The sequence below is a fragment of the Aquidulcibacter paucihalophilus genome, assembly GCF_002105465.1.
Classification (GTDB): Bacteria; Pseudomonadota; Alphaproteobacteria; order Caulobacterales; family Aquidulcibacteraceae; genus Aquidulcibacter; species Aquidulcibacter paucihalophilus.
Window position 1 is genome coordinate 1 of the sequence record NZ_NCSQ01000034.1, and the last position, 10,549, is coordinate 10,549.

The following is a 10,549-nucleotide window of genomic DNA, read 5'->3' on the forward strand; positions in this document are numbered from 1 at the left end:
GACTCTCCTTTCAAATGACGGACCAATCGGGGCTCAGGTCAGTGTCTATGTGCGCTTGGGCGACGTCGCTGATCTCAAACGTGGCGACATCATCGCGATGCCGATGAATAGCGCTACTCGGAATTATCTGGTCAAGAAACTTGGCTATCCAAAAGGTACGATGCTGATCAAGCGGGTGGCAGGGCTCTCTGGTGATCTTGTGTGTCGTCAGGACAGCGTGGTTATAATCAACAAAAGAACCCTGGTTGCTGCTCGTTCGGATCGGCAAGGCAATCTTCTTCCGGCCTGGAATGGCTGCCGGACCTTATCCACCAGCGAGGTCTTCCTCCTCGGCGATCATCCATCAAGCTTTGACAGCCGGTATTTCGGTCCTGTCTTGCGGAGTGAATTGGCCGGCAACTATCGGGCGGCTGTGACATGGTAGGCCGCCCCTCTGTCAAACTTATTCTGGCCGGGAGCTTGGCTCTTGGTGCGCTGACGCCAGGCTTCGCGTTTGCCGAGCCCGTCGATTGGGCGACATCTGGCGGAACTCTTTTTGCGAGTTCTGGCCTTGAACGCAGGCCGCCATTGATCGACCCGATAGATCCAAGCGCCCCTCAAGGGCCACCGGCTGCCGCTTTATCGCGCCCTCGAAGCGCTGTAAATCCTCTCTATAATCCGTATACAGATAGACTTGGAGATGTACGACTTTTGCCGTCCAATCAACCACTCGATCGACTGATTACACGGATCGCAAACGAGACAGGCTTAGACCCGAAACTACTTCATGCGCTCGTCATCATTGAAAGCGCCTATGATAGCCGCGCCATAAGTCCGGTCGGCGCGCAAGGGCTAACACAATTGATGCCGGGAACTGCTGCGGAGCTTGGCGTGCGCGATGCGTTTGATAGCGAAGAAAACCTGCGTGCAGGTGCCCGCTATCTTGCCATCCAAATCGGCCGGTTCAGTGACATAAGGTTGGCACTGGCAGCTTTTAATTCGGGTCCCAATCGTGTGGCCCGTTTGGGTCGCGTGCCCGATATCAACGAAACCCAAAACTATGTCCGCGACGGCATAGATTGCTATCTCGCCCTGACAGCAGGACGCGGGATCCGCAATCGAAGCCAATGTCGAACGGGCAAAGGGAGATAGATCATGGCAAAACGAAAACCCGATTCAAGTCTTGCTGGACAACTTGATATGTTTGGCGATTGGCAGGCACCTGAGCCGCCATCACAGAACACGGTCGTGAAAACTGAACCGCCACCCAGCATCAGCATGAAGCCAGCAAACTCAGACCTTGTCGCGCAAATTGACGCGGTAAGCCAAAGCCTGGCCGCCAATGACCTAAATGCGCCAGAAGAATCCAGTGTGCCTCGACGCCCGGGGCGACCATCCGCGCATAGACGCGAGATCGTGCATCATGGTCGCGCGCTAGGAGATCTCGACGCAAGGGCATTGTTGCGAGCGCCGGAACTCGCAGAACTTCTGGGCCTGACCATGTCGACTCTGGCCAAGCTACGTTGCTCTGGGAAAGGTCCACCATTTTACAAGCTAACAAATCAAACCGTCGGCTATCGGCAGGATGAAGTGATGGAGTGGCTTTCTAAACGGCGCAGGGTTTCGACTTGGACACACGAGCATTGACACGAAGCCTGCGCCAACATTGATGCCCGAATTGAGATGAACGTCCAGGATATTGGTTGGGTGGATACGTTACCGAACGCGATTGAGCCGGTCGCAGCTTGGTCCTAGGTAAGCCCATATTGATGAGACGACATGCTCCAACGATACGCCATCGAGTCCAATTGAGGCAGCATAAGTGACCCATTGTTGTTTCTTCTGGGGATCGTCGAAAAAGGTCTGCGCGAGTCCTGGCGGAACGAGCGTTGGAAGTCCTGTTTTACGGCGCTCAAACGTAGCAAAAATGGCTGAATCAAGTGCGGCTGGCTCAATCGTCAAGACACTGGGTAGTGCCCACAAATCGTAATAGTTCTTCATTCGTCCGTTGGCTAAGCCAAGCGCGACAATGGCCTGAAATTTCTCCGCGATTACGGTTTCCGGAGGATAGGCACGTAGATTTGCTATCGGTTCATTCAGCATTGATGGATAGTCAATGATATAGTCAGGGTTGGTGAGGGCATCGCCAAGTCCGATGTCGATGGTTATCGGTATTCTGGCCTTCTCAAGTAGAGCAATCGTCTTCAGCCGCGCGCCGCCATAGATCTGGTCTTCGCGGATTGATTCTATCGTCAAATGGACAGTGTCGAAAATGAGCCCATCTTCAGTTTGAATTCCCATGATTTCGGTAAAGATTGCTTTGAGGTTTTCCTCATCGAGCTCACCAAAACCTAAAAAGTCTGCATCTCTTGTTGTGCGTGCTTCATCACCGGTCCAGAGCGTGACCAACATTCCACCTTTAAGGACAAACCTGTCACGAAAAGGGGATACCGATAGCCGAAAGATTAATCGCTCAAGACCATAATTGACCAGTATAAGGCCAAAATCTCGCTTCTTAAGGCGCGACAGATTCTGAAGCCGCTGTCGAACCGATGCAGCAATATTCTTTTGACCATCAACCATTGTGCGTCATCGCCTCAAGATAGGGGCGCATCACCTTCCAAGCTCCACAGTCGACGGCGGCCTGTGCGATTTCTGATGGACTTGCCTTACGCTGAGTTATGGCGCTGCGTAGACTCTCTATGGCAACAGAGCGATCAACCAGCTTTGGATTCCGGAACGCGTCCGCAAGTGCTTTGGCTACTGAATAGATCGGCACGGCGACACCGGAAATCATGTGCCGCTCCACACCATACTCGAGATAGGGTTTCCGAAAGCGAACAATTCGGATGGATGGGAAGTCTAGCTTGGGCTCCCAGTCCTTCGCGCCGATAGCGATCCAGACCTGTCTTGGCATTTGATCCGTGAGTCCGTGATAGGCAAGCGCAGTGCTCATACAGATACGCCCTTTGGGGATCTGCTTTGAGACTTCGGCAAGCGTGCTATCGGCATCTAGTTCGGCATTGGGGAGCTGATATAGGCCGCGTGTGAGTCTCTGGATCTTCCCGCTTGCGACCGCGCGCGCCAATGTCGCGGCCGTGACACCTTCTTTGAGAATTTCATGTGCGCGCGCCATTGTCCTCTCGGAGAGAAGCTGGACGATCTTTTCACTCTGGGTTTGCACGGTGTTCATTTTGATACTTTATCTAGGACAAATTAAAATATTATCCTAGGTTTAATATCATCCATGGCGCGTGATGGTCAAGACATAAGCCAAGTCCTTTCAAGCGTAACAAGCGCGCCAGGCAATGCCGCCAACGCGCGCAGTTCCTATTACTCAAGCGCCTTGCCCGTCCCCATAGCATTGGGTCAAATAACTAGAGAAACCCACCATGCCTTGGACCGAAACCGGAGGGGCATGTCAGAATAGCAGAAGCAGACAATGATTGAGCCAGAGCGACAGAAGTGCCAAATTGGCCAATAAATAGCATGATCAAAATAGGGGTACCCAATGATTGAACCGACAATAACTTGTCCATCTTGCAAAGCTGATATCAAGCTCACCGAGTCCTTGGCCGCCCCTCTCATTGAGGCCACAAAGACCGAATTCGAAGCCAAGATCGCTGCCAAAGAAAGCGATGTTGCCAAGCGCGAAGCCGATCTTAGGGCGCAACACAAGGCCATTGAGGCTGCCCGCGAGACCATTGACGAGCAGGTTGCTCAAAAGGTTAAAGCTGAACGCGCCTCTATAACCGAAGCTGAAGCTAGGAAAGCAAAACTAGCTGTAGCAGATGACCTAGAGGCAAGGGCCAAAGAAATGGCCGACCTGCAAGCAATTCTCGACCAAAAGGATGCCAAGCTAAAAATCGCTCAAGAAGCGCAAGCCGACCTAATGCGGAAAGAACGCGAACTGGCAGACGCGAAACGAGAACTAGAGATAACCATTGAAACCCGGGTCAATGAATCTGTCGACGTTGTTCGTCAGAAGGCTAAAGTCGAGGCTGAGGAATCAATGGGGATGAGAGTCGCCGAAAAGGAAAAGACGATCTCCGACATGCAAAAGCAGATCGAAGATCTCAAGCGCAAGGCTGAACAAGGTTCGCAACAGCTTCAAGGCGAGGTTTTAGAACTGGCACTGGAATCGATGTTGCGGGCCAGGTTTCCGCTGGATGTCATCGAGCCCGTTGGTAAAGGCGAGTTTGGAGGCGATGTACTTCAGAGGGTGGTGAATTCAATCGGTCAGCCATGCGGCGCGATTTTATGGGAGTTCAAGCGAACTAAGAATTGGAGTGACGGCTGGCTCACAAAACTGCGTGGCGATCAGCGCACTGCCAAGGCAGAAATAGCGATTATAGTATCGAACGCTCTACCGAAGGGTGTTGAGTCTTTCGATCTTGTGGACGGTGTGTGGGTGACTGAGCCACGCTTCATACTGCCACTAGTGGTAACTCTGCGCCAATCTCTGATGGAAGTGTCAAACGCTCGAAAGGCACGTGATGGCCAAGAGACGAAGATGGAATTGGTATATGACTATCTAACTGGCCCTAGATTTCGCCATAGGGTCGAGGCAGTTATGGAAAAGTTCAATTCCCTCCAAGAAGACTTGAACCGTGAGCGCAAGTTTATGATGAAACAATGGTCAAAACCCGAAATGGAGATACATGGTGTAATCGAGTCCACGGTCGGCATGGTTGGGGACCTTCAAGGTATCGCCGGCAGCGCCATCCAACACATCGAGGGCGTCGATTTGCCTGAGCTAGAGGATTTCAGCGACGAAAGTGCCTAAATCGACCATCGCCTGTAATGGATCGTCGCGAAGGCGAGCATTGCGCTCTGTAGTCTTTATTTGGGTATGGCCGAGCGCTTTTCCGATAAGCTGCAGGCTTGCACCTGCTTCTGCGGCAAACGAGGCAAAGGAGTGGCGCAGGTCAGGATCATTAGCTTGAACCATCAGGCCACAATGAAATGAACCCAAGCGGCTAAGATTCGCACAGTTGAGCCCAAGCTTCCCAGCGCGCGACCATCGCTGCGCCAATCTCCGGGTTGGGTGAGGCCTTAAACCATGTCGTGAGCTCAGCCCGCAGGTCCAGCAATGCCGCGGCCGTCGCCTCAATTTGCTCGGTAGCTTGCTTGGCCGTCAGACCCGCACGCCTCTGTCCAAGCTCTATGAGCTTCTGAATTGTGGGCCAACGCGTTGACCCATCCAATGTAAGCGCCATTTGATCCATGGGTAGATAGGCCGTTGTGGTTACGAGATCATAGACCGGCGATAATCGGGGGCTATCTGCAAGGCTGTCATAGAGTAGCCCGAAGTTTTTCAAATGCGCATCGCCATTTCCGATCGCGCAATTGAGCACAATCAATTTGAAGAGTGCACGACTGTCTTCGAGAGCGAACTCCGGATCCACAAATTGGCTCAAGCGCTTGAAAAGGCTGGTCTCAATACTGCCATCATACTTGCGGATGGCCCCCTTCCCGTTCAACACACAAAAGTCCTCAAATCCAAGCCAATGATCGCCCGACAGATCGAAACGTTCGATGATCAAGGCTTGACCATCGTCAGATAGCTCAAAGACAGGAACGTTGAGACCCAAATTCCGGGCTGCGGTCAGGCAAAAGAATTCGTTTGCTGCAAGTTGGGGGAACTCGCCTTTATTCCAGAGCTTGACGATATGGGTGGTCGACTGAAGGCTGATGGACTGGCGGGCTTGGGCATCTGAAAGTTTCTCTGGGTCCCGGATCAAGACTTTGGGCTGAACGCCAGCAATCCCCGATTGGGCGGCATATCGCTCCATCAGATAGTCAAAGAGGCCATCCTGCCGGCGCGCCCGCAGAATCTCGTCCACCGATTGAAACGGAACCGCCTGATCAAGCCCCTCGCCGAATGGCGAATAGCGCAGTCGCCCCAATTGTGTGCGCCCTGTGATCGACAAGAGGTCGAGGTCATCAAACCTGCCTGTTGCCTTACCGAACTGGCGCTGCAGTCGGTCCCGGAGTGCACCTTCGGGTAAATTCATCTCGAAGATAGGTGCAAGGCCAACAGGCCAATTCCAAGATGGTAGCCGACTGGGCATGGTCAGAGAGACTGATCGGCTATGATCAAGTGGCGGCGTATAGGCAAACGTCGACCCGCTTGCGCCATTACGATCCAAGACTCCGGTAGCTTGGTGGCCATCACCGCTCTCGGTCCAAACCTGGATCATCCGCCATTATCCTTTACGAGGTCATCAAGGGTCGGGCGACCATGGTTGAATGTTTGAAGCGTAAGATCAAGATCCAGGACCCTTAGAACGCGCAAGATCAACACGATCCCCATATCGCCCAGCTTATCGTTTTCTAGCCGCTCGATTTGCGCACGACTAATGCCTGCGCGCGCCGCAAGGGCCGCCTGCGTGAGCTTCTGTGCCTTTCTCGATTCTCGAACTTGTTGGGCGATGTCTGTAAGCTGCAACATAGAGATGACCTCATTTGCAGCATTTATGCGTGACTAGAGTACGAATGTCAATTTTTTCGTCTTTTATGCGGGATTATTTACCCGGTGGTGCATGCGACGACGCTTGGCCGAAGGTGCCATGTCCGCTTTGGGGCGCGCGGGCATCGAAGCGGCCGCCCTAAAGCAAAAGGCTTCCCAAAATAATTGAATGGGTTTTGAGGGGCCAGGTCAGTTCGCGCCGCCAGACCAAACTCTAGCGACCGTGCCCAAATCTGGACCCCATACGAGTAAGTGGGATCACGAGATTGTGAGTCAGGTTTCACATTTCTGAGATTTGAACGACGTCAGCCTGTCACGCCTTCGCGATACCGCCCAATCATTATGACGCAGCATGCGTCTCTAACGGGGGTATTCATGACGATTAAGTTGACGCGCGCTGCCCTGGTGGGCGCGGTGAGTGGTATTGGTTTGTTGGCTGCGACACAGGCCTATGGACAATCCGCCGAGACCTCTTCAGAAATTACGACACCCCAAGCAGAAACCGTCATTGTCCGTGGATATCGGCCAATTCTGGAGTCCGATCGAGCGGCCTTGCAAGTTCAACGCAATGCACCTGCTCTGGTCAGTGTTCTGTCTGCTGATGAAGCGGGCCGATTGGCAGATCAGAACATTGCTGATGCGGTTAGCCGTCTTCCCGGTGTTGCGGTTGAAAAGGATCAAGGCCAAAGCCGTTACGTAAATCTGAGGGGTCAACCGCGCCGCTGGATCACATATTCGATTGACGGGATGAGCGTGGTATCGCCTGAGGGGCGTGATACCAGGTTTGACAACATCCCAACGGCAATCGCCAGCCAAGTGGTGATCAACAAGGCCATTACCCCAGATCTATCGGGCGACACTGTGGCTGGAAACATCAATATCAGGACCCGTTCAGCCTATGACTATCGCGGGCGGCGGATTACCGGTGGCCTATCGCTGTGACGTGTTGAATTGGGTTGTGGCCGCGAGATCGATGCCTCTTTGGTGCTCGCAGACCGCTTCTTTGACGATAAAATTGGGATCCTCGCCCAAGCCTCATTCTATGAGCGCGAGATGGTGACGGACAATTGGGAGACAGACCCCTACCTGCGGCCAGGTGGCACAATTTCGGGCGCGAGTGGGCCATCGGGAATTGACCGGCGACCAGGCTCGGAGACTCGTCGCTGGGCGCGTGAATATGAAAACAAACCCTATCGCCTGACGCGTGGCAACATCTCGGGCTCACTTCGTGCTGATTGGCGACCCACAGAGCATGACAAGCTATTTGCTCAGATCGTCTATAGTCAGTTTACAGACGTTGAGCTGCGCAACAATTATATTTTCCGATTGGATAATGGTGCCACGACGACACCAACCACGCCCTGCCCGGCAACGCCTGCACCGATCACCACAAGCACCGCAAATGATATTTGTTCAGGCAACCTACCCAATCGCGGCACGGTGTATGGGGTCCAGATGAACTGGAATTTCCGAACCGGGGATATCAAAGAATACATTCTGACCAACACCATTGGGGGCAATCATAGTCGGTTTGGCTGGGACATCGATTGGCGCTTCAATTTCACTGAAACCGAAGATGGGCAGGATCTAACGGGCACGCCTGTTTTCCAAAGCCCCACCACAGTCACCTCACGGCCAACTGTTGACTATGACTTCACTGATGTCAGCAATAACACCGTTCGGCTTTATAATACTGTTCTCACGGGCACCGTTCGCTCACGCGGCGATGCTGTCAGAAATATCGAAACATTCCCGATGCTGTTCACAGAGATTGCCGATGCTGAAGGCGGCGATCTCACTTTGGCGTGGACTGGCAAGCTGGACATTACCCGAGAGAGCACACTTTTCGGGCTGCCCGCGACCATTAAGGTTGGCGGACTTGTAACATCCCGCGAGAAGAAGCGTCGTCTGACCCAATATCGCGCGCGTGCCGCTGATTTTGTCGCAGCAGGGGTTGCTTTGCCGACTTATGGTGATTTTGCAATCGATACTGCTTTCAAGGGTGAATATCCATTGGGTTACTCATTCCGCTATTATTCTGGCGATAAGGTTGGCGATTTCATTCGCAGCCTGAAAGATCGGCGGATCGGGGCGGTTCAAGATGGGTCGGGTGAATATTATGACGTGACTGAGGACATTTTGGCAGCCTATGCCATGGCCACTGTCCGTCGAGATTGGGGCAACATCGTCTTTGGCGGACGCATGGAGCGGACAGAAAACACATCAAAGGCTCTCCCGCTCATCGGCGGGGTGCGTGTGCTAACCCAGTTAAAGAATGACGACACGCTGTTCTTCCCCAGTCTGCATATCAATTATGATCTCAATGATGACATGAAGATCCGGCTGAGTCTGAACACCGGGGCAGCGCGTCCTGATTTCGATGATCTGGCTGCAAATTTCTCCATCGATGATGCGCCGGGCTTGATCACGGGCGGAAATCCCGATGCCAAGCCTGAGAGGTCAGTCGGCCTTGATGCCTATTTTGAATATTACATGCAGCCGCAAGGCTATTTTCAGGTCGGCGTCTATTACAAGGACATCAAAGACGCCCTGTTCACCCAAAGCGGAACCTTCGGCAGCACGGTCCTCAACACGCCCGATCGTGACCGCTCCGGCTATAACTTTACCACGATCCGCAATGGCGGCGATGGGCATCTGCTTGGGCTTGAAATTGCCTATACACAGACGATCGAGAACTGGGTCAAAGCATCCAATGGGCCAGCTTGGTTGGAAGGCTTTGGTGTTCGCGTTTCTGCTACGGCAAACGATAGCGAAATCAACGTTCCATCTGTCGGCACCGCACCAAACCGAAAGGTCGTTCTGCCGGGGGCGTCTGACCTCGTTACCAATGCCGCTATCACCTATGAGAAATACGGGCTTTCAGCTCGGCTTGCCTATCAATATCGCACCAAATGGCTCCAATCTGTTGGCGGCTATGCAACCGTCAACGGACAATTGGTGCCTGATGGCAATGGCGACATTTATTGGAACGATTCTGAAAGTCTCTCCCTTTCAGTTCGTTATGCCGTGACTGACCAGATTGAGCTCACGTTTGATGGGATCAATCTGGCTGACAGCCCAGGTCGCCGCTTTGCGGACAGCGAACTCTATCCAATCGAGTATGAAACCTTTGGGCCCCGCTATCTCATTGGCATGCGCTTCAAATACTAGGACAGCATAGGCCTATAGCGCATCATATTTTGGCCCCGCGCCAGCTTGGAGTCCCTTCTCCAAACTGGCGCGGGGTCATTTCATTTTGGTGTGGTTGGAGCAGTCGCGAGGGCTTGAACCACATCATCCCACGCGACAAGCTTGAAATTCTGGGTTCCATCGGCCTGTTCGCCATCTTGAACGACCAAAAGCCCACCTGGAAAGGCCGGGCCGAAATCTCCAAGAACCAGATCGATCCCGTCTGTTTCCTCAACAGACCCGACGTTCCCCGCAACAATTCGGAAGCGACCGACGAAGGCTTCTGTTTCCCGATTGTAGAGCGTGAACGCATTATCGCCTTGACTGGAAACAAGGATGAAACGCTGTTGATTGGGCCCAAGACCTAAGGCCACCCCTTCGGCATCTTCCACCAACTTCCGCCCATCAACCATCGCAACTGAAGATGGTGTGCCGTCTCCGTCTGGATCGGCGTCAAACCGCCACAGGCCGGTATCTTCCTCGGCCACATATAGACGCCGAGTTGCCTCATCGACCACACAGCCTTCGGACTGACTTTTGAGTTTCAAGGTTCGCACAATTGTTGCCGCAGGCTTGGGACCTGCGACATCAAGGGCGACCTGATGAATGAGGTGGACGCCGGATTTCGGACAGGGGGTTAAGCTGGTATCGGCCTAACGAGAGGACGATATTGATGGCGAACACGAGGAAGAGATACTCGGCAGATTTCAAGGCCAAAGTGGCTTTGGAAGCGCTGAAGGGGGAGCTGACATTGGCGCAGCTGGCATCCAAGCACGGGGTGCATCAGACGATGATCTCGACCTGGCGCAAGCAGGCGGTTGAGGGGATGGCGTCGGTGTTTTCCGGCAAGGCCGAAGCTGGCGAGGCGAGCCGTGAGGCTGACGTCGAGAAGCTCCACGCCAAGATCGG

General features: G+C 53.4%; 13 protein-coding genes. 7 read left to right on the forward strand and 6 right to left on the reverse strand.

Features of this window, described 5'->3' with window-relative positions; translation table 11 throughout:
• The 3 genes from B7364_RS03215 to B7364_RS03225 all read left to right on the forward strand — a co-directional run.
• Window positions 1–424, forward strand: a 424-nt coding sequence (locus tag B7364_RS03215; protein ID WP_232780790.1) for a S26 family signal peptidase, incomplete at its 5' end; no start/stop codon positions are given.
• A complete protein-coding gene (locus B7364_RS03220; protein WP_085338509.1) occupies window positions 418–1,131 on the forward strand; it encodes a lytic transglycosylase domain-containing protein in 714 nt (237 codons plus the stop codon). The genes B7364_RS03215 and B7364_RS03220, both read left to right, overlap by 7 nt.
• A 3-nt stretch (window positions 1,132–1,134) precedes the next feature.
• A complete protein-coding gene (locus tag B7364_RS03225) occupies window positions 1,135–1,626 on the forward strand; it encodes a helix-turn-helix transcriptional regulator (RefSeq protein WP_085338510.1) in 492 nt (163 codons plus the stop codon).
• A 69-nt stretch (window positions 1,627–1,695) separates the two neighbouring features.
• Here B7364_RS03225 and B7364_RS03230 read toward each other — a convergent pair whose 3' ends face one another.
• Both B7364_RS03230 and B7364_RS03235 read right to left on the reverse strand, forming a co-directional pair.
• The gene (locus B7364_RS03230) at window positions 1,696–2,562 is read right to left on the reverse strand and encodes a nucleotidyl transferase AbiEii/AbiGii toxin family protein (protein WP_085338511.1); all 867 of its coding nucleotides are present in this window, start codon (window positions 2,560–2,562) and stop codon (window positions 1,696–1,698) included.
• On the reverse strand, window positions 2,555–3,172 hold the full coding sequence (locus tag B7364_RS03235) for a type IV toxin-antitoxin system AbiEi family antitoxin domain-containing protein (protein WP_085338512.1): 618 nt from the start codon (window positions 3,170–3,172) through the stop codon (window positions 2,555–2,557). Before B7364_RS03235 ends, B7364_RS03230 begins: the two co-directional genes overlap by 8 nt.
• Window positions 3,173–3,490: 318 nt before the next feature.
• Here B7364_RS03235 and B7364_RS03240 point away from each other — a divergent pair, with 318 nt between their 5' ends.
• On the forward strand, window positions 3,491–4,765 hold the full coding sequence (locus B7364_RS03240) for a DUF2130 domain-containing protein (RefSeq protein WP_085338513.1): 1,275 nt from the start codon (window positions 3,491–3,493) through the stop codon (window positions 4,763–4,765).
• Here B7364_RS03240 and B7364_RS03245 read toward each other — a convergent pair.
• The 3 genes from B7364_RS03245 to B7364_RS03255 are packed head-to-tail and all read right to left on the reverse strand — an operon-like array spanning window position 4,736 to window position 6,433.
• Entirely contained in the window at window positions 4,736–4,930 is a 195-nt protein-coding gene (locus B7364_RS03245) for a tyrosine-type recombinase/integrase (RefSeq protein ID WP_085338514.1), read from the reverse strand. The genes B7364_RS03240 and B7364_RS03245 overlap by 30 nt on opposite strands.
• Before the next feature lie 28 nt (window positions 4,931–4,958).
• On the reverse strand, window positions 4,959–6,182 hold the full coding sequence (locus B7364_RS03250; protein ID WP_085338515.1) for a type II toxin-antitoxin system HipA family toxin: 1,224 nt from the start codon (window positions 6,180–6,182) through the stop codon (window positions 4,959–4,961).
• The gene (locus B7364_RS03255) at window positions 6,179–6,433 is read right to left on the reverse strand and encodes a helix-turn-helix transcriptional regulator (RefSeq protein WP_085338516.1); all 255 of its coding nucleotides are present in this window, start codon (window positions 6,431–6,433) and stop codon (window positions 6,179–6,181) included. The genes B7364_RS03250 and B7364_RS03255 overlap by 4 nt, the downstream gene beginning before the upstream one ends.
• 393 nt (window positions 6,434–6,826) lie before the next feature.
• On the opposite strand from B7364_RS03255, the gene B7364_RS03260 reads away from it, so the two are divergent.
• Window positions 6,827–7,393, forward strand: coding sequence for a TonB-dependent receptor plug domain-containing protein (locus B7364_RS03260; protein ID WP_157893456.1), 567 nt, complete (start codon window positions 6,827–6,829; stop codon window positions 7,391–7,393).
• Between the two features lie 42 nt (window positions 7,394–7,435).
• Window positions 7,436–9,622 (forward strand): TonB-dependent receptor, encoded by a 2,187-nt coding sequence (locus tag B7364_RS03265; RefSeq protein ID WP_232780791.1) that lies wholly within the window; start codon window positions 7,436–7,438, stop codon window positions 9,620–9,622.
• Between the two features lie 80 nt (window positions 9,623–9,702).
• On the opposite strand, the gene B7364_RS03270 is transcribed toward B7364_RS03265, so the two are convergent.
• Complete coding sequence (locus B7364_RS03270) at window positions 9,703–10,188, reverse strand: phytase (RefSeq protein WP_198534016.1); 486 nt, start codon at window positions 10,186–10,188, stop codon at window positions 9,703–9,705.
• A 125-nt stretch (window positions 10,189–10,313) separates the two neighbouring features.
• Between B7364_RS03270 and B7364_RS03275 the strand changes: the two genes are divergently transcribed.
• On the forward strand, window positions 10,314–10,549 hold a 236-nt coding region (locus tag B7364_RS03275; protein ID WP_157893458.1), incomplete at its 3' end, for a transposase.

Excerpts from the sequence above, each read along its gene's own strand:
- B7364_RS03240 (WP_085338513.1), top strand. The coding sequence starts at position 3,491 with ATGATTGAACCGACAATAACTTGTCCATCTTGCAAAGCTGATATCAAG.
- B7364_RS03235 (WP_085338512.1), bottom strand. The coding sequence starts at position 3,172 with ATGAACACCGTGCAAACCCAGAGTGAAAAGATCGTCCAGCTTCTCTCC.
- B7364_RS03220 (WP_085338509.1), top strand. The coding sequence starts at position 418 with ATGGTAGGCCGCCCCTCTGTCAAACTTATTCTGGCCGGGAGCTTGGCT.
- B7364_RS03255 (WP_085338516.1), bottom strand. The coding sequence starts at position 6,433 with ATGTTGCAGCTTACAGACATCGCCCAACAAGTTCGAGAATCGAGAAAG.
- B7364_RS03260 (WP_157893456.1), top strand. The coding sequence starts at position 6,827 with ATGACGATTAAGTTGACGCGCGCTGCCCTGGTGGGCGCGGTGAGTGGT.
- B7364_RS03245 (WP_085338514.1), bottom strand. The coding sequence starts at position 4,930 with ATGGTTCAAGCTAATGATCCTGACCTGCGCCACTCCTTTGCCTCGTTT.
- B7364_RS03225 (WP_085338510.1), top strand. The coding sequence starts at position 1,135 with ATGGCAAAACGAAAACCCGATTCAAGTCTTGCTGGACAACTTGATATG.
- B7364_RS03230 (WP_085338511.1), bottom strand. The coding sequence starts at position 2,562 with ATGGTTGATGGTCAAAAGAATATTGCTGCATCGGTTCGACAGCGGCTT.
- B7364_RS03250 (WP_085338515.1), bottom strand. The coding sequence starts at position 6,182 with ATGATCCAGGTTTGGACCGAGAGCGGTGATGGCCACCAAGCTACCGGA.